Source organism: Asticcacaulis sp. (genome assembly GCF_051956075.1).
Lineage (GTDB): Bacteria > Pseudomonadota > Alphaproteobacteria > Caulobacterales > Caulobacteraceae > Asticcacaulis.
Genome location: NZ_JBQCGA010000036.1, coordinates 70,582 through 90,484 on the forward strand (window position 1 = coordinate 70,582; position 19,903 = coordinate 90,484).

General features: G+C 63.3%; 20 protein-coding genes. 10 read left to right on the forward strand and 10 right to left on the reverse strand.

The genetic code is table 11. The annotated features are described in order from the left end of the window. Positions 1–87: 87 nt before the first annotated feature. Genes ACTHLA_RS09710 through ACTHLA_RS09725 form a run of 4 tightly spaced genes read left to right on the forward strand, consistent with a single transcriptional unit; the run spans position 88 to position 6,195 of the window. Entirely contained in the window at positions 88–1,842 is a 1,755-nt protein-coding gene (locus ACTHLA_RS09710) for a thiamine pyrophosphate-dependent enzyme (protein ID WP_440188035.1), read from the forward strand. Beyond that, entirely contained in the window at positions 1,842–2,948 is a 1,107-nt protein-coding gene (locus ACTHLA_RS09715) for an enolase C-terminal domain-like protein (RefSeq protein ID WP_440188038.1), read from the forward strand. The genes ACTHLA_RS09710 and ACTHLA_RS09715 overlap by 1 nt, the downstream gene beginning before the upstream one ends. Beyond that, positions 2,945–5,833: an FAD-binding and (Fe-S)-binding domain-containing protein gene (locus ACTHLA_RS09720; RefSeq protein WP_440188041.1), complete on the forward strand. Its 2,889-nt coding sequence runs from the start codon at positions 2,945–2,947 to the stop codon at positions 5,831–5,833. Before ACTHLA_RS09715 ends, ACTHLA_RS09720 begins: the two co-directional genes overlap by 4 nt. Further along, positions 5,830–6,195 carry a sensory rhodopsin transducer gene (locus ACTHLA_RS09725; protein WP_440188044.1) on the forward strand — a complete coding sequence of 122 codons (366 nt, stop codon included), beginning with the start codon at positions 5,830–5,832 and terminating at the stop codon, positions 6,193–6,195. Before ACTHLA_RS09720 ends, ACTHLA_RS09725 begins: the two co-directional genes overlap by 4 nt. Here the strand turns inward: ACTHLA_RS09725 and ACTHLA_RS09730 are convergent. Then, positions 6,192–6,392, reverse strand: coding sequence for a hypothetical protein (locus tag ACTHLA_RS09730; RefSeq protein WP_440188047.1), 201 nt, complete (start codon positions 6,390–6,392; stop codon positions 6,192–6,194). The two genes, ACTHLA_RS09725 and ACTHLA_RS09730, sit on opposite strands and share 4 nt — an antisense overlap. Beyond that, positions 6,376–6,534 carry a hypothetical protein gene (locus ACTHLA_RS09735; RefSeq protein ID WP_440188050.1) on the reverse strand — a complete coding sequence of 53 codons (159 nt, stop codon included), beginning with the start codon at positions 6,532–6,534 and terminating at the stop codon, positions 6,376–6,378. Before ACTHLA_RS09735 ends, ACTHLA_RS09730 begins: the two co-directional genes overlap by 17 nt. Before the next feature lie 249 nt (positions 6,535–6,783). Between ACTHLA_RS09735 and ACTHLA_RS09740 the strand changes: the two genes are divergently transcribed. The 5 genes from ACTHLA_RS09740 to ACTHLA_RS09760 all read left to right on the forward strand — a co-directional run bounded on the left by ACTHLA_RS09740 (position 6,784) and on the right by ACTHLA_RS09760 (position 9,865). After that, a complete protein-coding gene (locus ACTHLA_RS09740; RefSeq protein WP_440188053.1) occupies positions 6,784–7,071 on the forward strand; it encodes a hypothetical protein in 288 nt (95 codons plus the stop codon). Positions 7,072–7,177: 106 nt separating this feature from the next. Beyond that, positions 7,178–7,498, forward strand: coding sequence for a hypothetical protein (locus ACTHLA_RS09745; RefSeq protein WP_440188056.1), 321 nt, complete (start codon positions 7,178–7,180; stop codon positions 7,496–7,498). Positions 7,499–7,545: 47 nt separating this feature from the next. Next, positions 7,546–8,529, forward strand: coding sequence for an SDR family oxidoreductase (locus tag ACTHLA_RS09750; protein WP_440188059.1), 984 nt, complete (start codon positions 7,546–7,548; stop codon positions 8,527–8,529). Between the two features lie 35 nt (positions 8,530–8,564). Continuing rightward, on the forward strand, positions 8,565–9,083 hold the full coding sequence (locus ACTHLA_RS09755) for an SCO family protein (protein ID WP_440188062.1): 519 nt from the start codon (positions 8,565–8,567) through the stop codon (positions 9,081–9,083). Then, complete coding sequence (locus ACTHLA_RS09760) at positions 9,080–9,865, forward strand: cytochrome c oxidase assembly protein (protein ID WP_440188064.1); 786 nt, start codon at positions 9,080–9,082, stop codon at positions 9,863–9,865. Before ACTHLA_RS09755 ends, ACTHLA_RS09760 begins: the two co-directional genes overlap by 4 nt. On the opposite strand, the gene ACTHLA_RS09765 is transcribed toward ACTHLA_RS09760, so the two are convergent. The 6 genes from ACTHLA_RS09765 to ACTHLA_RS09790 all read right to left on the reverse strand — a co-directional run bounded on the left by ACTHLA_RS09765 (position 9,771) and on the right by ACTHLA_RS09790 (position 15,602). Next, positions 9,771–11,045 carry a c-type cytochrome gene (locus ACTHLA_RS09765; protein WP_440188067.1) on the reverse strand — a complete coding sequence of 425 codons (1,275 nt, stop codon included), beginning with the start codon at positions 11,043–11,045 and terminating at the stop codon, positions 9,771–9,773. The genes ACTHLA_RS09760 and ACTHLA_RS09765 overlap by 95 nt on opposite strands. Further along, positions 11,039–11,452 (reverse strand): hypothetical protein, encoded by a 414-nt coding sequence (locus tag ACTHLA_RS09770; protein WP_440188070.1) that lies wholly within the window; start codon positions 11,450–11,452, stop codon positions 11,039–11,041. The genes ACTHLA_RS09765 and ACTHLA_RS09770 overlap by 7 nt, the downstream gene beginning before the upstream one ends. Next, positions 11,445–12,047: a cytochrome c oxidase subunit 3 gene (locus tag ACTHLA_RS09775; protein WP_440188073.1), complete on the reverse strand. Its 603-nt coding sequence runs from the start codon at positions 12,045–12,047 to the stop codon at positions 11,445–11,447. Before ACTHLA_RS09775 ends, ACTHLA_RS09770 begins: the two co-directional genes overlap by 8 nt. Continuing rightward, entirely contained in the window at positions 12,040–13,986 is a 1,947-nt protein-coding gene (gene ctaD / locus ACTHLA_RS09780) for a cytochrome c oxidase subunit I (RefSeq protein WP_440188076.1), read from the reverse strand. Before ctaD ends, ACTHLA_RS09775 begins: the two co-directional genes overlap by 8 nt. Then, on the reverse strand, positions 13,983–14,912 hold the full coding sequence (coxB, locus tag ACTHLA_RS09785; RefSeq protein WP_440188079.1) for a cytochrome c oxidase subunit II: 930 nt from the start codon (positions 14,910–14,912) through the stop codon (positions 13,983–13,985). The genes ctaD and coxB overlap by 4 nt, the downstream gene beginning before the upstream one ends. A 507-nt stretch (positions 14,913–15,419) precedes the next feature. Further along, positions 15,420–15,602, reverse strand: coding sequence for a hypothetical protein (locus tag ACTHLA_RS09790; RefSeq protein WP_440188081.1), 183 nt, complete (start codon positions 15,600–15,602; stop codon positions 15,420–15,422). A 24-nt stretch (positions 15,603–15,626) separates the two neighbouring features. Between ACTHLA_RS09790 and ACTHLA_RS09795 the strand changes: the two genes are divergently transcribed. Then, the gene (locus ACTHLA_RS09795) at positions 15,627–16,091 is read left to right on the forward strand and encodes a PPC domain-containing DNA-binding protein (protein WP_440188084.1); all 465 of its coding nucleotides are present in this window, start codon (positions 15,627–15,629) and stop codon (positions 16,089–16,091) included. Here the strand turns inward: ACTHLA_RS09795 and ACTHLA_RS09800 are convergent. Together ACTHLA_RS09800 and ACTHLA_RS09805 are read right to left on the reverse strand one after the other, a co-directional pair. Then, complete coding sequence (locus ACTHLA_RS09800) at positions 16,060–17,334, reverse strand: glycoside hydrolase family 130 protein (protein ID WP_440188087.1); 1,275 nt, start codon at positions 17,332–17,334, stop codon at positions 16,060–16,062. The two genes, ACTHLA_RS09795 and ACTHLA_RS09800, sit on opposite strands and share 32 nt — an antisense overlap. Positions 17,335–17,362: 28 nt before the next feature. After that, positions 17,363–19,696, reverse strand: coding sequence for a glycosyltransferase family 4 protein (locus tag ACTHLA_RS09805; RefSeq protein WP_440188090.1), 2,334 nt, complete (start codon positions 19,694–19,696; stop codon positions 17,363–17,365). Positions 19,697–19,903 lie beyond the last annotated feature (207 nt).

Here is a 19,903-nt window from a genome sequence, read left to right on the forward strand (position 1 = left end):
TCAGGCCCTGAGCGCCTATCGAAATTTTACGGCGGCGGGTTTAAGCCGGACCGTAGCAAAATCCCCTGAAAAATAAGGAGCCCCGTCATGGCCGAGACCGCTGGCGACGCATTGGTGCAAACCCTGATCAACTGGGGGATCGACACGATTTTTGGGATACCCGGCGACGGGGTCAATGGCATTATCGAAAGTTTACGAAAGCGAAAGGACGAGATTCGCTTCATCCAGACGCGCCATGAGGAGGCCGCAGCTTTTATGGCCTGCGCCTACGCCAAGACGACCGGACGTCTGGGCGCCTGCATCGCCACCTCCGGTCCGGGCGGCATTCACCTGCTCAACGGGCTTTATGACGCCAAGCTGGACGGGGCGCCGGTCATCGCCATAACCGGCATGCAGTTTCATGACCTTCTGCACACCCATACGCAGCAGGATGTCGAGCTGGACAAGCTCTATATGGATGTCTGCGTCTATAATTGCCGCATCATGGGGCCGGCGCACACCGAGAACGTTGTCGAACTGGCCTGCCGCACAGCGCTGACGCGACGCGGCGTCGCGCACGTCACCATGCCGGTCGACATGCAGTCCGAGCCGGTCAAGAAGGATGTGCGCTCAAAGCGCAATGTCATGCACCATGTCTCGGACATGCCCGCCTTCCGCGCCGGTCTGCCGCACGAGGACGATCTGCAAAAGGCCGCCGATATCCTCAATGCAGGCAAGAAGATCGTCATTATGAGCGGCGCCGGGGCGATTGGCGCCGGGCCTCTGGTCGAGGAGGTCGCCGACCGATTGGGCGCCGTGATCGTCAAGCCGCTGCTCGGCAAGGCATCGGTGCCGGACGCGTCCGATTACTGCCTCGGCGGGGTTGGGCTTCTGGGCACAAAGCCGTCGCAACAGGCGCTGGAGGAATGCGACACGCTTCTGATCGTCGGCTCGAGCTTTCCCTATATCGAATTCTACCCCAAGCCCGGTCAGGCCAAATGCGTGCAGATCGATCTCGACGGCGCGCGCATCGGTCTGCGCTATCCGGCGGAGGTTGGTCTCGTCGGCTACGCCAAGGCCTGCCTTGAGCATCTCCTGCCGCGCCTTGAGGCCAGTAAGAACCGCCATTTCCTGCAAACCGGCCAGAAGCGCAAAAAGGAATGGCTTGAGCTTCTCGAAACGCGCGGGACGGTCGAGAGTCTGCCGATGAAGCCGCAGGTCGTCGCCTATGAGCTGGGCAAGCGGCTGGCGGACGATGCGATCTTCATATCCGATTCCGGCACCATCGCGACCTGGTATGCACGCTATCTGCCCTTCCGTTATGGGCAGCACTGCACCCTGTCCGGCAATCTGGCGACCATGGCCAGCGGTCTGCCCTATGCGATAGCAGCCCAGGTCGCCCATCCGGGCCGTCAGGTCGTCGCCATTGTCGGCGACGGCGGCTTCTCCATGCTGATGGCCGAGTTCGCTACGGCGGTCAAATATAACCTGCCCATCAAGATTTTGCTGATCAAGAACAATGCGCTCGGCCAGATCAAATGGGAGCAGATGGTGATGCTCGGCAATCCCGAATATGAATGCGAGCTGCATCCGATTGACTTCTGCAAGGTCGCCGAGGCCTGCGGCGGCAAGGCGATCCGCATCGAAGACCCGGCGCGCTGCGGGGCGCAGCTCGATGCGGCGCTGGCTGAGCCCGGCCCGGTGCTGATTGAAGCCGTGGTCGATCCGAATGAGCCGCCTCTGCCGCCGATGGTGACGTTCGATGAGATGACGAAATTCACGGAAGCGCTCGCCAAGGGCACGCAGATGCGCGGGGACATCATCAAGACCGTGTTCAAGGATAAGGTGCGGGAGCTGATCTGATGCCGGATACGGCTCGGAGAACACACAACGGCGCCATAAGCGCCGTGCGGGCCGCCGCCTATACGGTCCCAACCGACGCGCCGGAAAGCGACGGCACGGCGCAATGGACGTCCACGACGCTGGTCGTGGCCCATGTCGAAGCCGACGGCGAGACGGGTATGGGCTACAGCTATGCGGCGCCGGAAGCGGCGGCGCTGATTGGCGGGAAACTGGCAGAGGTTCTTCAAGGCCAGCGGGCGGACGACATTCCGGCGTTGCATCACGCCTTGAGCGCGGCGGTGCGCAATATTGGGCGGCCTGGCATCGCCGCCTGCGCCATATCAGCGCTCGACCATGCGCTTTGGGATATGAAGGCCAAGCGGCTGGGCGTATCGCTGATCCGGCTCTTAGGCGCGGCGCGCGGCGCGATCCCGGTCTATGGCAGCGGCGGCTTCACCACGTCCGGCCCGGACGAGATTGTGCGCGATATCGAAGGCTGGCGCGCCAAGGGCATTGATCTGTTCAAAATCAAGATCGGACGCGATGAGAATGAGGACCGTCGCCGCGTCACAGCGGCGGTGGACGCCTTGCATGACGAAGAGCAACTCTTCGTGGACGCCAATGGCGCCTATGATGCGCGCACGGCGGTCTATAGGGCCGACTGGCTCGGCGAGATGGGCGTGCGCTGGTTCGAGGAGCCGGTCTCGTCCGACGATGCGACTGGGCTGGCCTTCGTGCGCGAGCATGCCCCAGCGGGACTTGCGGTGGCGGCGGGCGAATACGCCTTTACGCCGGATGCGTTTCGCCTGCTGATCGGCGCGGTCGATGTTTTGCAGGCCGATGCGACGCGCTGTCTGGGCCTGAGCGGCTTTTTGCAGGCGGACGCCCTGTGCGAGGCGCATCACCTGCCCCTGTCGTCGCATTGCGCGCCCGCCCTGCACGTCGCGCCCATGTGCCACGCCATGCGCGGCGTGCATATGGAGTATTTCCACGACCATGTCCGCATCGAATCCCTGCTGTTCGACGGCGTTCCCGAGGTGGTGGACGGCCGTTTACAGGCGCAGGATGCGCGGCCCGGACATGGGCTCAGCTTGCGCGAAGACGTCGCGCGGGAGTTCGCCGCATGAGCCAGTCGCTCGAACACGACCTGCGCGACGCCGTTGACGCCGAGGTGCGTTTTGCGAGCGGCGACCGCGCGCTTTACGCCGCTGACGCATCCAATTTTCGCGAGGTTCCGCGCGGCGTCGTCATTCCAAAAAGCATGGACGAGATGGTGAAGATCATCGCCATCTGCGCGCGCCACGGCGCCAGCGTGGTGCATCGCGGCGGCGGCACATCGCTGGCTGGGCAAACCGTCTCGGCGGGATCGGTCGTCATCGACTCCTCGAAATACTGCAACCGCATTTTGGAAATCGACCCGCAGGCGCGGCTGGCGCGCGTCGAGCCGGGCGTGGTGCTGGACGATTTACGTAAGGCCGCGGGCCAGCATGGGCTGACCTTTGGGCCGGATCCTGCGACGCATAACCACAATACGCTGGGCGGCATGCTGGGCAATAATTCGTGCGGCGTGCATTCGCTCTATGCGCGCCGGACCGTGGATAATGTCCGCGAACTGGAGGTGCTGACCTATGATGGGGTGCGTCTTAACGTCGGGACGACGCCGGATGACGTGCTGGCGCAGAAGCTGATCATGCCGGGACGGGAAGGCGAGATCTATCGTGGCTTAAAAGCCTTGCGCGACGCCTATGCCGACGAGATCCGGCGGCGTTATCCGCGCATTCCGCGCCGCGTTTCCGGCTATAGTCTCGACGAGCTTTTGCCCGAGCGCGGCTTTCATGTCGGGCGCGCCCTGGTCGGGTCCGAATCGACCTGCGTGACCATTTTGTCGGCGACGCTGGAACTGGTCCCTGACCCGAAGCATAAGGTCTTGCTGGTCATCGGTTTTGACGATGTCGCCAACGCCGCCGACGCGGTGCCGGACCTTTTGAAGTTCCGCCATACCAAGGACTCCAACGGTCTGATCGCGCTGGAAGGCATGGATGCGGACCTGCCGCACTATATGAAGGTCAAGAATTTCCGCGTCGAGGATCTGCAATATCTGTCCAAGGGCAATGGCTGGCTGCTGGCGCAGTTCGGCGGCGATACGCAAGCCGAGGCCGAGCGTCACGCCGAAGCCTGCCGCCAGAGGATGAGCCGTCACCCGCACGTCGTCGACATGCGCCTTCTCACCGATCCGGAAGAGCGGGAAAAGCTGTGGAAGGTGCGCGAGGCGGGGCTCGGTTCGACCGCATGGGTGCCGGGCATGGCGGACACCTGGCCGGGCTGGGAGGATTCGGCCGTCGGCCCGGACGAGCTGGGCGCCTATATGCGTGAGTTGAAGGCGCTTTACGCCAAATATGATTACAAGGGGTCGATGTACGGCCATTTTGGCGACGGGCTGATCCACTCACGCATCACCTTCGGTCTGCATACGGACGAACAGGTCGCCAATTATCGCCGGTTTCTGGAAGAGGCCGCCGCTCTGGTCGTGCGACATGGCGGAACCCTGTCGGGCGAACACGGCGATGGGCGCCAGCGCGCCGAGCTATTGCCGATCATGTATGGCGAGACGCTGATTGAGGCGTTTGGCGCGTTCAAGCGCTTGTGGGATCCGTTGGGACGCATGAATCCCGGCAAGATCGTCAATCCCAAGCCTTTGGATACGGACCTGCGCTATGGCCCGCAATTTGAGCGTAAAAAGCCCGAATACCATACCCTGTTCAAGTTTCCGGAAAGCCAAAACAGCTTTTCGCGCGCGGTGATGCGCTGCGTCGGCGTCGGGGAATGCCGCCGCCATGAGGGCGGAACCATGTGTCCGAGCTATCGCGGCACGCGCGAGGAAAAGCACTCAACGCGCGGGCGCTCGCGTCTCTTGCAGGAGATGCTGGAAGGCGATCCGATCCGCAATGACATGCAGTCGGACGCGGTGCATGAGGCGCTAGATCTGTGCCTGTCGTGCAAGGCCTGCAAGAAGGAATGCCCGGTCAGCGTCGATATGGCGAGCTACCGCGCCGAATTTCTGCACCACTATTTTAAATCGCATCCGCGCCCCCTGGCCAGCTATGGTATGGGCCTCGTGCATGTCTGGGCGCCGTGGGCGGCGAAGGCGCCGTGGCTGATGAACCTGATCACTCAGACGCCAGGTCTGTCCGCCATCGCCAAGATCGTAGCGGGCGTACATCCGTACCGCGACCTGCCCAAATTCGCCAGTCGCACGGCGCGCGCGCAATGGCGCAGCGCAAGCCAGCATCGCGATAAGCGCGTCATCCTGTGGATGGACAGCTTCAACAACCATTTCACGCCCGCGCCCCTGCTGGCGGCGGGGCGGGTTCTGGAGCTGAGCGGGCATGAGGTCGTCGCTTCGCCTAAGGGGCTGTGCTGTGGGCGACCCTTTTATGATTACGGGCGGCTTGAGGCGGCCAGGGCCTATCTGCAGCGCTGTCTGGATGTCCTGACGCCCTTGCTGGATGAGCGCACCTGGCTGGTCGGCGTCGAACCGAGCTGCCTGTCGGTGTTCAAGACCGAGCTGTTGAGCTTCTTCCCCGATGATGCGCGCGCCAAACGCCTGTCCGAACGCGCCCTGACCTTAGGACAGTATCTGACGATGCACGGTCATGCGCCGATCTATCTTGAGCGCGATGTCTGCGTGCATGGCCACTGCCACCACAAATCGGTCATCGGCATCGACGCTGAGATGGAGCTTCTAAAATCTACGGGGCGGAAGGCGACTCTGCTCGATGATGGCTGCTGCGGCATGGCGGGGGCTTTCGGATACGAGACGCAGAAATATCCGGTATCAGAGGCGATCGCCAGACAGGGGCTGCTCAAACATCTCGATCAGACGCCCGACGATCATCTGATCGCCGCCGACGGCTTTAGCTGCCGTCACCAGATCACGCATTTCAGCCAGCGTCAGCACCAGACCCTTCCGGAGCTGCTGCTGGCCGCGATGAGCAAAGGAGAGGTTTCATGATCGGCAAGACGCATTGGGCCATAGCCGAAGGCTATATTCCGCCGGACAATCAAGAAAAGCCGCGTCCGGCCATCAGCCATGAGGCGTGCTGCGTGCTGAACGCAGGCGAAGAGGACGCCGATATCGAAATCCGCGTCTTTTTCAAGGATCGCGAACCGGCGGGACCATATCGCTTTACGGTTCCGGCGCAACGGACGCATCACCTGCGCTTTAATGATTTTCGTGACCCGGAACCCATCCCGCCAGGAACCGACTTCGCCAGTGTGCTGACATCGAGCGCACCGGTCGTGGTGCAGCACACGCGTCTGGATACGCGCGACGGCACGCGCGGGCTGATGAGTACGATCGCCTGGGCGGACTAATTGATTGTCGGCTGTGCGGGGCCGCGCGACGCGTTGATGGCGCCTTGTGTGGTATCGCTTTGCGTCGGGTGCGCCGCCATGCCTTCGCCGATCCAGTATAGGATCGCGGCGGCGACGATGATCAGGAAGGATATGGCCGCGTAACGCCAGATCTTGCCGTACTGCGAGGGGGCGGGGACATTATGAATCTTCGCCATCGTCGCTCTCCGGGCTGTCGTCTTCGCTCGCCGTTTCGTCGCCGCTTTGCGGCAGGATCACCGGGCCTGTGATCGGGTCATTCGCCGGGCCCGGCGCGGGCCCCGACGCTGGCCTGGTGTCATCTTTAATTGGATGCGTCATTGCGGCCTCCTTTTGGTGGGACGTCGTTGATGGAACGTCCGGCAGATTGGCGAAATGCGCGTAAGGTTAAAACCGGGATTTGCCGCCCCCGATATCAAATCAGGGTCAGGATGAACGAGGTCAGGCTTAGGACGGCGGACCGAATTTGCAGCTTTCTAACAAAATTGCAGGGTCATCAGGCGGCATTCTTACCTCGGGGCTGTTAAGGTGAAAGCCTCAAAAAAATCAATAAAAACGGAGGTTTTTACCGTGCAAATGCCGCAATCATGCCGCTTGCAGCTCTCGGAGCTGGCCCGGCAATTAAGTCAGGCGCGCAGCGCGCCCGATCGCATGCGCCTGTTCGGAGATTATCGTGAACAGGTGCTGCGCCACATCGACCATGTGCAGAACCACCGCGAAGCGACGAGCATTCGCGTCTATATCGATCGTCTTGAGCGCCTGTCGCCGGACGGGGAGCCCTGGCGAGACATTTTCCGCGCCCTGCATTGTACGCTGGATGAGGACTCCGGCGCGGCTATGCGTCACGAGCTCGCCTGAAGGCGCACAGGCGGCCGAAGCTTGTCCAATCCTTATTCAGGAAGGCGCGGCGCGCTTTGAATATTGAGGCCGCCGACTTCATGCTTGAGGCTTTGGGAGAACCATCATGCCGACAGACCACGTTGATTCCCTTACCCCGCAAGGCCGCGCTGTCAATTCCGGGCCGAAGCCTGAAGATCGCGTCCAGTCCGGCGGGTCGGCGACGCGCGCGGCGCAACGGCCTGATAAAGACGCCGAGTCAAGCCTTGAAGGGCCGCCCGAAGCGGATGTCGGCGCCCCTGCGCAACCTCCCGGCGATGAAAGCGGCCAGACGGTCAAGGCGCGCGTCGCGCCGTCCGCTCCGTCAGGCCAGGGCCATGATGAGCGCGGCGAATACGGGCGAACCGATCCGCGCTCCGATGCGCCGGAGGCTTACGGAAAATCATAACTGAGACCAGACAGACGGCGGGCAGATCAAGATATGGAGACGGAACGATGCTCGACGCAGACACCAGAGGCGATCAGGCGGCTGAGGCCGCGCGTGATATTCAGAAGGAGGCGGAGAAGGCCGAACGCCATGATGCGGCGCGTAAGGTCGAGGGCGCGATGCAGGCGGGCGCGCGGCTCTATCCTGAGCCGCCCATGCCCGGACAGCATCTGGCCAAGCCCGGCCTTGAGGCCGATCTGGAGCTGCAACCCTATTGCGACGCGCCGTTTTACAAGGGTTCGGGCAAGTTGCAGGACTGTGCGGCGCTGATCACCGGCGCCGATTCCGGCATTGGTCGTTCGGTGGCGATCCTGTTCGCGCGCGAAGGCGCCGATGTCGCCATTGTCTATGAATGTGAAGATGAGGACGCGCAGGAAACCCAGCGTCTGGTCGCGGCCGAGGGTCGAAAATGTCTGCTGATTCCAGGCGATGTCACGGACCGCGCCTTCTGTTTCAGCGCCGTCGAAAAGACGCTCGACGCCTTCGGCAAGCTGGATATTCTGGTCAATAACGCCGCCTTTCAGCAGCATGTCGGTCAGTTTGAAGACCTGTCGGAGGCGCAGTTCGATAAGACTTTGCGCACCAATCTTTACGGCTACTTCCACATGGCGCAGGCGGCGACGCCGCATCTGCCCTATGGCGGGGCGATCATCAATACCGGCTCGGTGACCGGGCTTTTGGGCAATGCGGCTCTGCTCGACTATTCGATGACCAAGGGCGGCATTCACGCCTTTACGCGGTCTTTGGCCACGCATCTGGCGCCTAAGGGCATAAGGGTGAACGCCGTCGCTCCGGGGCCGGTCTGGACGCCGCTCAATCCGGCGGACCAGACCGAGGACAAGATTACCCAGTTCGGCGCCAAGACGGTCATGAAACGACCGGCGCAGCCTGAGGAAATGGCGCCCGCCTATGTCTTTCTCGCCTCGAAACAGATGTCGAGCTACATCACGGGCGAGATTTTGCCGCTGGTCGGCGGCTATCACGGCGCATGAGGCGCGGCGGCGGGCCCTGGGCCGCGGCCCTGTTCATGGCGCTGATCGCCGTTCCGGCGCGGGCCGCCATCGACGTGAGCCACCGCCTGCCGCCGCTTGAATTTACGCTTAGGGACGATGAGGCTCATCTTCTTAATCAAGATGAGCTTCTTGGCCATACAGTGTTGCTTTATTTTGGATATTCCGGCTGCGGCGACGCGTGCCCTTTGGTCCTGACGCGTCTGACCCGGCTGACGCGCAAAGTCGATCCATCAGGCCGGGATGTGCGCATCCTGTTTGTCAGCGTAACGCCGCAGAGCGATCCGCCGCAAGTGATGCGCGCTTACCTGAACGCTTATGACAATCCGGTTCTGACAGGTCTGAGCGATCCGCGCGCAGAAGGACTGGCCCGGCGGCTTCGCGCGGCCTGGCCGGTGCTGTCCGGCATGGCGCCCGTTCACTCCACCAGCGTCTATGTCTTCGACCGGAAAGGCCATGCGCGCTTCTTGCTGCCGGAAGGCGACAGCGACGCCGACTGGCGGCGCGCGGTGCGCGCGGTGATGAATAATCAATGATTGATTTTTTCTTCTGGCTGACGCCCTGGGAGCGCCTGTGGTGGGCGCCGCCGCTGTTTCTGGCGGCGGCGGTTGTTTACGCCAGGGGCGCGGGTGAGAGGCCCCCCGGCGCGTGGCGGCAGGGCTTGTTCTGGGCTGGACTCGCCCTGATGTGGTTCGGGCTGCAAAGCGGGCTCGACTACTTTTCAGAACACGCCTTTTTCGTGCATCGCCTGCAGCATCTGATCCTGCATCATGTCGCGCCCATGCTGATCGCGCTGGCGGTTCCGTTGCAGACCATGGGATGGACGCCGCCGCGCTTCGTGCGGGCGCTCAACCACCCGGTGGTCGCGCCTGTGCTGTTCAGCGCCCTCATCATTTTTTGGCTGATCCCGCCGGTGCATGTCGCGGCGATGCTGGATGCGCGGCTTTACGCCATTATGAATGTCAGCATCGCGCTCAATGGCGTGATGTTCTGGGCCAGCGTGCTGAACGCTTCGCGGCGACCGCTGACGCGCATGCTGATGGCTCTGGCGGTGGCGCCGACGCAGATCGCCCTCGGCCTGCTTTTGATGAGCGCCAACAGCGATCTCTACCCGGTCTATGCGCTGTGCGGACGGGCGACGGGGCTGGACGCGCTGACCGATCAGCGGCTCGGCGGTCTGATCCTGTGGCTGCCGGGGGTGATGATGAGTCTTCTGGCGGTGCTTATCGTGCTGCTGCGTCTGCTGTGCGGTGCGGCTTCACCCACAGCGGCTCGTCGTGAATCTTCTGACGGATCGCCCGAACCTTGCCCGCGCTGACCGAAGGGGCCTGATTGCCCCAGCCCTGACGCACATAGGTGGCGACGCGGGCGACTTCCTGATCGGTCAATTGCGTCTCGAAGCCCGGCATGATTTTGGCTTCGCCGCCGGTCTGGGGCGTGTGACCGCCCTTCAGGACCATATGGATCACCGAGGAGGGATCCTGGCTCATCACCGCGGGATTGCCCGCCAGAGCCGGCGCGTCCTTGCCCTGACCGCGGTCGCCATGACAGCCCGCGCAGTCCTGGGCGAACAGGCCCGCGCCCGGCCATTCCTGCTGATCCTGCGTGTGATAGGGTGGAGCGGCGAAAGCTTGCGGCCCGGATGCGAGCGATTTTAAATAACGCGCCACCGCCAGCCGGTCTGCGTCGTTGAGATACTGGGTGGATTTTTCCACGACTTCGGACATGGCGCCAAAGGCGGCGCGGCCCTGGGCGTGGCCAGTCCTGAAGAACTGCATCAGACCGGATTCGGTCCAGCTTCCAAGGCCGGTGCGAACATTGCCGCGCAAACTCGGGGCATGCCAGTATTCCTGCGTGCCGCCGGTCAGGAACAGCCGGTCGCTGGCCCTGGTCCCGCGCTCCTGATAGGCGAGGCCGCGCGGGCTGTGGCAGGCGCCGCAGTGGCCGGGGCCCTCGACCAGATAGGCGCCGCGATTCCAGACCGCGTCGTGTTTTGGATCGGGCTGGAAACGATGATGCGGCTTGAACAGCCAGTTCCAGAACATGATGGCCCAGCGCATATTGAACGGGAAGGGCAGATGGGTCTTCGGCGGATCGCTTTTGACGGGCTTAACCCCATGCAGGAAGTAGTCGTAGAGGTCTTTGATGTCGGCGTCGCTCATGCGCGCGAAGGAGGGATAGGGCATGGCCGGGTAGAGGTGGTGGCCGTCCTTCGCCACGCCGTCGCGCACCGCCCGGTCGAAATCCTTCAGACTGTAAGCGCCGATGCCGGTCGCCTTGTCGGGGGTGATATTGGTGGAGAAGATGGTTCCGAGCGGCGTCTTCATGGCCCTGCCGCCTGTGTACATGGGGCCAAGATCCTTACCGTTGCTGGCGTTCGTATGGCAGGAGGCGCAGTCGGCGGCGCGCGCGATATAGGCGCCGCGCGCGATGTCGGCGTGGGCGACGCTTGAGCAAAGGGCCGCGCATGCGGCTGTGGCGATGATCAGCTTCAGCATGGCGGCATCACCACGCTGGCGGCGAGCACGATCAGGCTGGCGGCGACGAAGATACCGCTGGCGATCATGCCGACCATGCCGAAGAAACGCGCGCGGCCTTCGCCCACGTCGATGGCCTCCGCAGGATCGCCTTCGGCCTCATGCCGGGTGCGCTTCCAGACGGTGTGGGCGATATAGCCGCCGTAGAGTCCGGTCAGGAGGCTGATAACGCCGGCGAGGCTGGTCCAGATCGTCACGCCGACGATCGCGCCGCAGCCGAGATCGGCCATGCCGAAGGCGAACAGCATATAGGCCGACCAGGCGCCGGGCGCGAGGATCAGACCGGCATAGTTGCGCCACCCGGCGACGCGGCGACGATGCGGCGCGGGATGGCGGGGGTCTTCAGCTTGCGTGCGTGTCTCAGCCATGAAGGTGCGGGGCCAGATAAAGGGTGGAGAAGACAACGATCCAGACGGCGTCAACGAAATGCCAGTAGAGGCCGCCGATGGTGACGGGTTTGGAACCGTCAGGGCGGACGCGTCCTGTGAGGATCCAGACGAACAGGGTCGCCAGCACGATCAGGCCGGCGATAACGTGCGCCATATGGAAGCCGGTGATGATGAAGTAGAGCGAGCCGTAAAGATGCGTCCACGGGCCGTAGCCCTTATGGGCCCATTCGTGCATCTGCATGGCGACGAAGACGGCGCCCATCAGAATGGTTAAGGCCAGAAAGGCCAGGGCCGATCGGATGCGGGCGCGCTTCAGGTTATGTTCCACCAGCATCATCACGCCGGATGAGGCGAGCAGGATGCTTGTGCTGATCCCGGGCTTAAGCAGGTCGGGCGGGCCATGGGGAGGCCAGGTCTGGCCGCTGGCGACGCCGAGATAGAGATAGGACACGATCAGGTAGCCGAAGAGCGAGCCTTCTGTGAGGATGAGAGTCCAAAGGCCCCACAGTCCGGTGTGACGCGGGCCGGTATTGCCGACGGGCAAGGGCTTGTCGAGGACGAGGCGCTCAGACACGCGCGGCCTCCTTATGGGAAGGCGCATTCGCTCTGGGCGGCCAGAACCACCAGATCAGCGTCGCTGCGCTGGCGGCAAGGGCCAGCCCCGCCCACAACCAGCCGTGCAGGGCCAGGGCGGCGAAGAAGGCCGTTGCGGTCAGGCTCAGGGCGAACGGGGCGAGATGATCGCCGGGCATGCGCAATATGGCGTTTGGCTCGGAATCGAGCGGCGAGGTTCCAAGCGTCTCGCGGCCCTCAAGCAGGGTGAAGCCTTCGTGCAGCTTGCTGCGTTGCTCGCTCTGGTTCAGGCGGTCCTCCCATAGGGGGTGGCCGCTGGCGATGATCGGGATGACGCGGAAATTGTAGGCGGGCGGCGGCGAGGAGACGCTCCATTCCAGCGAGGCGGCGTCCCACGGATTGTCGCCTGCCGCTTCGCCGCGCCGGGCGCTGATCAGAAGGTCGATCAGGAAGATTACTATGCCAATGGCGAACAGAAAGGCGCCGAGGGTCACGAGCAGATTCAACAGGCTCCACCCCATGCCGGGCGCATAGGTGTAGATGCGGCGCGGCATGCCCAGAACGCCTAAGATGTGCATCGGGAAGAAGGCGAGGTTGAAGCCGGTGAATAAGACGGCGAACGCCCAGCGACCCAGCACTTCGTTTGTCTTGCGACCGGTCCATTTGGGGAACCAGTAATAGACGCCGCCGATCACCGGAAAGACATTGATGCCGAGCAGGACATAGTGCAGGTGGGCGACGACAAAATAGGTCTCGTTAAGCTGCCAGTCGAGCGACACCGCCGCCGTCATCACGCCCGACACCCCGCCGATCACGAACAGCAGCACAAACGAAGCGAAGAACAGGAACGGGACTTTGAATTGCGGTCTGCCTGCCCAGATGGTCGCGATCCAGCAGAAGACGGTGATGGCCGAGGGAATAGCTATGATCAGCGAGGCGGCGCCGAAAAAGGCCAGCACCAGGGGCGGCAGACCGGTGGCGAACATGTGGTGGATCCAGACCTCAAAGCCGATGATCATGGTCGCGACCGTGGACATGGCGACGGCGGAATAGCCGACCAGCGGCCGACGGCAGAAGGTCGGCAGAGCGTCCGAGACGATGCCCATGGCGGGCAGGACGACGACATAGACCCACGGATGGCCGAACACCCAGAACAGGTGCTGCCACAACAGCGCCTGACCGCCTGCGCCGGTATCGAAAAAGTGCGTTCCCAGATTCCGGTCAAGCCACAAAAGAAAGAAGGTCAGGCTGACCGAGGGGATGACGATCAGATTGGCGACGGAGGCGGTCAGCGTGCCCCACACGATGATCGGCACGCGATTGAGCGACATGCCGGGCGCGCGCAGGCGAAACAGGGTGACGACGAAATTGGCGGCGCCGACCGTGGTTGAAATGCCGAGCAGCACCATGCCCAGCGCATAGATGTCGATATTCGGTCCCGGATCGAAGATCGGGCCGGAGACCGGCACATAGTTGAACCAGCCCGCATTCGCGCCATGGCCAAAGGCGAACCCAGCGTACAGGAACAGGCCCGCAGCCAGGAACAGCCAGTATGACAGGGCGTTCAGGCGCGGGAACGCCATGTCGCGCGTCCCCAGCATCAGCGGCCACAGATAGTTGGAGAAGCCCGACAGGACCGGCAGGGCGTAGAGGAAGATCATGGTGACGCCGTGCATCGAAAAAAGCTGGTTATAGGCGTCGGGTGAAACGAGGCCCGCATCGGGCCGCGCCAGTTGCAGGCGCATGATCAGCGCTTCGACGCCGCCCAGAATGAGGAAGGCGAAAGCGGTGATGATGTAGCGCAGGCCGATCTCCTTGTGATCGACCGTGCCGAGCCAGCCCTTCAGGCCGGGGCCGGTTTCCCAGATCTCGCACAGGCGCTTTTCATCCTCGGAACCGGGCGCGATGCGGCCAATATGGGGGATGCGTTGTTCCGTCATGACAGCCCCGCCAGATAGGCGCGTAAGGCGTTGCGCTGATCAGGCGTCAGATCGAAGGACGGCATGCGCGTGCCCGGTTTGAGATCTTGCGCGTGTTCGACCCAGTTGAGGAGGTTATCGGGCGTATTGGGCATCAGGCCCGCAGCCAGTTCGCGCCGCGACATCAGGTGGGTCAGATCGGGCGCGTGCTCGCCTCTGGCCTGAGTGCCGCGCACCGTATGACAGCCGCCGCAATGGCTGAGGAAATACTGCTGGCCCGTTTGCGCCAGCGCCGATGACGGCGCGGCGGCGGGCGCCGCCTGTGACGCCAGCCAGGCGCGGTAGTCGGTGGGATTTTGCGCCACGACCTCGAACGCCATATGGGCGTGCTGCGCGCCGCAGAACTGCGTGCATTGGCCGCGATAGACGCCGGGCTTATCGGCCTGAAGCCATTGATGGGTCGTGACGCCGGGAATCATCTGCGTCTTGCCCGCAAGTTGCGGAACCCAGAAGGCGTGAATGACGTCGGCGCTGCGCAGGTCGATGTTTACGGGAACCCCGGTGGGGATATGCAACTCATTGGCGACGACGGCGTCGCCATAATCGGCCTTCCACCACCAGTCATAACCCGTGACGGCGATGGTGAGCGGCGCTCTGGCGGGCGCGGCGACGGCGCGCAGGGCGATAAAGGCGTAGATCGCCATGCCGAACAGGATCAGCGTGGAGACGCCGCTGCCGATCATCACCCATTTCAGGGCGGCGGCGCTTTCGGCCACGACGCCGTCGTCGCCGCCGCGTCGCCGCATCATGGCCGCGGTCAGGAGGCCGATAATGACGAGGCAGACGCCAATGCAGATCGCCGCATAGGTCCAGCCGAGCGCCTGCATCGACCGCGCGACGGGGCCGTAGACATGGGAAAAGTAATCGAGCGGCGCTCCGTGGCGCATGACGGCAATCTGCGCCGCCGCTGAACAGGCGGCGACCCTCTTTAGCTGAGACGATGACGCGGATAGACGCGCAAGACATGGCGCGATGGTCAAGACATGGCGCGATGGTTGAGGCTTACCGGGACGGAGATAAAAATCCAATGCGATAGGCTCAGGAAGGGCGCATTTACGGCCCAATAGGGGTTTGCCCGATCTTTGCGGCGCTGGCGCAAATGGGGCGGGAATACTTACGCGCGCGTCGGCATGATGCGACTCGCGGCGTCGGCGTTCTGTCGGCGCCGGGTTTCAGAAAAAAAGGACTTCCATCATGTCAAACCTCGCCAGGATCGCGCCGGCGTTGACGGCGGCGGCCTTCGTCACGGCCGTCGCTTTTGCGCCCCTCTTATCCTCTGCGCAGACCACGGATTCGATGACGCCGCCTTCGGATATGGGCGCCAGCTCCAGCAGTTGTTCCTCGGTTCAGGGCTATCCCGACCAGTCCACCAACCGGGGCGTCGCTGAGTCGTGTTACGCCGCCTCCAGTTCCGCAAGCCTGTCGGCCAGCAGCGACAGTCTGATGTCGGATGACTCGTCCATGATGTCGAGCGACAGCGCTTCTTCCTCATGGAGCGCTTCCTCGTCGTCTTCGTCCCTGTAAATACCTGTGTAAACACCCATGCGGAGCGCCTGATGACCTTTGTTCAGGTCCAAAAGGCGCTCCGATAAAGGCGACCTATGCAATCTCACCTTTTGACGACGGATCCGGCGCAGGCCCTGCGCACCTACGCGATCGTTCTGGATGCGGGCGAAGAGGCGCCGACGGCGCTGACCGATTTTGCTGCGCGCAACGCAATATACGCCGCCGCCTTTACAGCGATCGGCGCCTTTGAACGGGCGACGCTGGGCTGGTTCGATTTCGACCGCAAAGCTTATGACCGGACCGAGGTTACGGAGCAGTGTGAGGGCCTCAGCCTGATCGGAGACATTGCCGAGGACGACAAGGGCGAGCCGAGCGTTCACGCTCACGCCGTACTTGGCTTAAAGGACGCTACGACGCGCGGCGGGCATTTCCTGAGCGGGATCGTGCATCCGACGCTGGAAATCACGTTGAGCGAATCCCCGGTTCACCTGCGCCGCCGCACAATTGCGGGCATGGGCCTGGCCCTGATCAAAGCCCCAGATGGGCCAGCATGTCCTTGATGTGAATCGAGGCGAAATGGATGCTGGAATCGGCGACGCCATAGGGCATGAAGATCCAGTCGCCGACCCGCATGGCGCCGCAGGTATAGACGACATTGGGCACATAGCCTTCGCGGTTGTCCTCAGAAGGCGACAGCAGCGGGTGTTTGGAGCGTGCGATCAGCTTGCGCGGGTTCGACTTGTCGAGCAGGGCTGCGCCCAGAGAATAACGCCGCACCGCGCCCACCCCGTGAGTGAGGAGAAGCCAGCCTTCGTCCAGTTCAATCGGTGAGCCGCAATTGCCCATTTGGATCAGCTCCCACGGCGCCTCCGGCCCCATGATGCGGTCGCCCATATTCCAGGCGTAGCGGTCGTCGCTTTCCAGATAGAACAGGCTTTCGTGATCGAGCCGCGCAATGGCGGCGTAGCGTCCGTTCATGCGGCGCGGGAAAAACGCCAGCCCCTTGTGCTGCGACGCCGCGCCGGTGAAAGGGGTGAGGCGGAAGGAGCGGAAGTCGCTGGTCTCCAGACATTCGCAGGCGGTTTCGCGACCGCTGTAGGCGGTGTAGGTGCCCAGATATTCGCGGCTGCCGTCCTCTTCTTCAAACCAGGTCAGGCGCAGGTCTTCCAGACCGTTCGACTGGGCGCGCGTCACCGGAAACAGCACGGTTTCCGAAATCGGGCAGGCCTGATGGCCGCGCACCTGGACCGCCCCATCCAGCAGGACATTGGAGGCGGGCTTGGCCGCGACGGCGAAGTCGGCCTCCGGCCACAGCTCCATGCTGCCGTCAGGGAAAAAGACGCCTTCGCGGAAGGAGACGGTCGAGGTATGGCCTTCGCCGACCGTGCGGGTGGACATGACGAAGTTGACGCCGCCCTTGGCGTTGGTCTGATCGGGATGGGGGACGACCGACGGGTTCATGATGGCGGCGGCCTGATAGCTGTATTCATGGCAGAAATAGGCGCCGATCAGCGCCTGATGATCTTCGTCGAGACCTTCAAGATCGCCCTGCAACTGCTGAATCTGGCGAAAGCGGTCGAGGAAGATGCCGCGCGTCTGCCAATGTCGGCCGGTGAAATCGCGATTGACGATCTCCAGCTCGGCGCGGCACTGCTCGGTTGACAAGGCGGTCAAGGCTGAGCAGACGCGGGTCACGCGCGACATGGCGCCCATGGCGGAATCGCGCGGCATGATCGAGATGGAAAAGGGCAGGATGACCACACGCGACGCATCGGCGCGAAGGGTGGTCGGGCTCAGGGTCATGGGTATCATGGTCTTGTGACGTTCCGGTTTACAGAGCCAGACGCATGGCCAGCCAGCTCAGCGGCCAGGCCAGCAGCGATTCCGCGCCCTGATTTTCGTTGCGTCCCTGCGGGGTCAGGCCGTCGCAACAGCCGCCGTCGGCGTCGATCAGCGACAGGTGCTGGGTGTTGCGACCGGTGAACCAGGCCAGAGCGCGCATGGCTTCGGCGCGCCAGTCTTCGTCGCCGCTGACCCCGGCGGCGCTGAGGCAGGCCTCGACGCTGGCCAGCGCTTCAAGGGGTTGCTGATCGTAGAGCGGGTGGTCCTGCCCCTGCACGTCGAAGCGCGAGGTCGGCGCGGGCATGAAGACGCCGGACGGGACGTGGGCCTGCGCCTGCATCAGCCAGCGCAGGGCGCTTAGGCCGTCGCGGACAGGGTCGGCCGCGTTCAGGTGGTGTCCGCCGAGGATCAGAGCTTCGGGGATGCGCGCATTGTCATAGCTCAGTTCAGGTTCGAACCAGACGTGATCGTCGCGTGAAATCTGCCGGAGGCGGGCGTGCAGATCGGCGCAGAAGGTTCGCAGCCGCGCCTCAAGCGTTGGCGCATCCCCGATCACGCCAGCGCCTCTGACGAGGGCGCGGATCAGGATGGCGCGGGCGCGTAAGGACGGCCAGGCTTCCACATGGCGCAGAACCCGCCCGCCCAGATCGCAGGCCCAGACTTTGAGGTCGTTGCTCAGGTTTGAGCGCGCGACATCGACGAGGCTTTCAAAGGCGCGCGCGCAGTTATCGTCCGAGCCGCCTTCATCGAGCCAGCGGCGGTCATAGCCCATAAAATTGCGAAAACGTCCCTCCGGCAGCCAGGCATGATTGACGAAGGCGGCGTAGACGCGCGCCATGCGCGTTTGCTCAGGCGTCAGCGGTTCGATCAGACTGAGGCGCGCCATCAGAGACAGGGCGCGGGCGTTATCGTCTGTGCAATAGCCATGGCGGCGGTCGGGCAGGCGCAGGCAGGCATGTTGCAACAAACCGCAGTCGTCGCTCATGCGCGCGATCGCCGTCAGGGGTGGGCGCGGGGGCAGGGTCTGATGCGACGTCGGGTGGGAATGGGTCTTGCTGTCGATATGGGTTTGCACGTCCGCCTCCGCGCGTTGGATGTAAGCTTCGGCCACCGCCGCCCAGCGCGAGGGCCGCGCCGCCTCATAGGCGCGCAGGCTCATCTCGGCGCGACGGCCTTCGGAGGCCAGCAGGGCGCCGATCGCTTCGGTGAAGGCGCGCGTGTCGTTGAAGGGGCAAAGCGCGCCGATTCCGCCGCTCAGGGCTTCGACCGCATGCCAGTAAGGGGTGGAGACGACCGGCCGCCCCAGGGCCAGCGCGTACGAGAGGGTTCCCGACGTGATTTGCGTCTCGGTCAGGTAAGGGGTGACATAGATGTCTGTAGCCTGAAGAATATCAACCAGTTCGTCGTCATTGATAAAGCGATTGATGAAGCGGATATGGTTCTCGACGCCGAGGTCGCGGGCCATGGTTTTGAGACGTTCGCGATAGACTTCGCCCTCGTGACGAACCAGATGCGGATGCGTCGCGCCGATGACGAGATAGGTCAGGTTGGGACATTGCCGCGCCAGCTCCGGCAGGGCCGCGATGACCGTCTCTATGCCCTTGTTCGGCGATAAGAGGCCGAAGGTGGTCAGGACCTGACGCCCCTCCAGCTCGTGCCGGGCCTTGAAGCCTGCGGTGTCGCGCAAGGGGCGCGAGGGGGCGCCGTGCGGCACGACAATAATCTGGCCGTCTGGAACGCCATAGACGGTTTTGAGAATATCCGCGCCCTTTTTCGCCATCGTCACCAGCGTGCTTGAGAGCCGGATCAGGCTTTGCATGACGCGGCGCTGTTCCGGCGTCGGCTGCTCCAGAACGGTGTGCAAGGTGGTGACGACCGGCATATTGACGGCTTCGAGCAGGTCGAGCAGATGGGCGCCGGACGGACCGCCATAGATGCCGAATTCGTGCTGGACGAACAAAGCCTCGACGCCGTCCGCGTTCAGCGAGCGCGCCATGCGGCTGTAGGCGGCCTGATCGTCCTGGAAGATCTGGTCGGTCACGGCGTCAGGATAGGCGTATGGCCCGTCGCCTGCGTCATTGTCCGGCGCGTCGTTCATCGCGATAACCCGCCAGTCGGCGTCCGGCAGGGCTTTGGACAGGCAGGCGTACATATCCCGCGTAAAGGTCGCCAACCCGCATTGCCGCGGCGGGAAGTTGCCGATGATCGCGGCGCGCGCAATCGCCTTGCGGGGACGATGGTGGCGGGCCAGCACGTCGCTCAACTGGGCGTCGCTGGCCTCATTGGCGAAACGGGCGATCTCAAGGGCGGGGGCTTGCAACATCACAGACGTCTTTGTTCAAAAAACGCGCGACGCGCGCGGGCGAGGAGCGCCGGATTTCGCGCAGGGCCCGCTTGATCCGGCGGCGAGGCGGAAGCGTAAGCGTGAAATCGTCGGAACGGCGAGGGCGCGTCGAGCCTTTCGCTGAAAACGATAGTGCGTTCTCCTACCGTAAGGATTCAGTATGAATGCCCGGGCGTTTGTATAAAG

What these genes read in the sequence shown, in the direction of transcription:
- ACTHLA_RS09805 (WP_440188090.1), bottom strand. Translation starts at nt 19,696, where the DNA reads ATGTTGCAAGCCCCCGCCCTTGAGATCGCCCGTTTCGCCAATGAGGCC.
- ACTHLA_RS09745 (WP_440188056.1), top strand. Translation starts at nt 7,178, where the DNA reads ATGCCGACAGACCACGTTGATTCCCTTACCCCGCAAGGCCGCGCTGTC.
- ACTHLA_RS09750 (WP_440188059.1), top strand. Translation starts at nt 7,546, where the DNA reads ATGCTCGACGCAGACACCAGAGGCGATCAGGCGGCTGAGGCCGCGCGT.
- ctaD (WP_440188076.1), bottom strand. Translation starts at nt 13,986, where the DNA reads ATGACGGAACAACGCATCCCCCATATTGGCCGCATCGCGCCCGGTTCC.
- ACTHLA_RS09800 (WP_440188087.1), bottom strand. Translation starts at nt 17,334, where the DNA reads ATGACCCTGAGCCCGACCACCCTTCGCGCCGATGCGTCGCGTGTGGTC.
- ACTHLA_RS09720 (WP_440188041.1), top strand. Translation starts at nt 2,945, where the DNA reads ATGAGCCAGTCGCTCGAACACGACCTGCGCGACGCCGTTGACGCCGAG.
- ACTHLA_RS09755 (WP_440188062.1), top strand. Translation starts at nt 8,565, where the DNA reads ATGGCGCTGATCGCCGTTCCGGCGCGGGCCGCCATCGACGTGAGCCAC.
- ACTHLA_RS09735 (WP_440188050.1), bottom strand. Translation starts at nt 6,534, where the DNA reads ATGACGCATCCAATTAAAGATGACACCAGGCCAGCGTCGGGGCCCGCG.
- ACTHLA_RS09765 (WP_440188067.1), bottom strand. Translation starts at nt 11,045, where the DNA reads ATGCTGAAGCTGATCATCGCCACAGCCGCATGCGCGGCCCTTTGCTCA.
- ACTHLA_RS09770 (WP_440188070.1), bottom strand. Translation starts at nt 11,452, where the DNA reads ATGGCTGAGACACGCACGCAAGCTGAAGACCCCCGCCATCCCGCGCCG.
- ACTHLA_RS09760 (WP_440188064.1), top strand. Translation starts at nt 9,080, where the DNA reads ATGATTGATTTTTTCTTCTGGCTGACGCCCTGGGAGCGCCTGTGGTGG.
- ACTHLA_RS09725 (WP_440188044.1), top strand. Translation starts at nt 5,830, where the DNA reads ATGATCGGCAAGACGCATTGGGCCATAGCCGAAGGCTATATTCCGCCG.
- ACTHLA_RS09715 (WP_440188038.1), top strand. Translation starts at nt 1,842, where the DNA reads ATGCCGGATACGGCTCGGAGAACACACAACGGCGCCATAAGCGCCGTG.
- ACTHLA_RS09710 (WP_440188035.1), top strand. Translation starts at nt 88, where the DNA reads ATGGCCGAGACCGCTGGCGACGCATTGGTGCAAACCCTGATCAACTGG.
- ACTHLA_RS09795 (WP_440188084.1), top strand. Translation starts at nt 15,627, where the DNA reads ATGCAATCTCACCTTTTGACGACGGATCCGGCGCAGGCCCTGCGCACC.
- coxB (WP_440188079.1), bottom strand. Translation starts at nt 14,912, where the DNA reads ATGCGCCACGGAGCGCCGCTCGATTACTTTTCCCATGTCTACGGCCCC.
- ACTHLA_RS09730 (WP_440188047.1), bottom strand. Translation starts at nt 6,392, where the DNA reads ATGGCGAAGATTCATAATGTCCCCGCCCCCTCGCAGTACGGCAAGATC.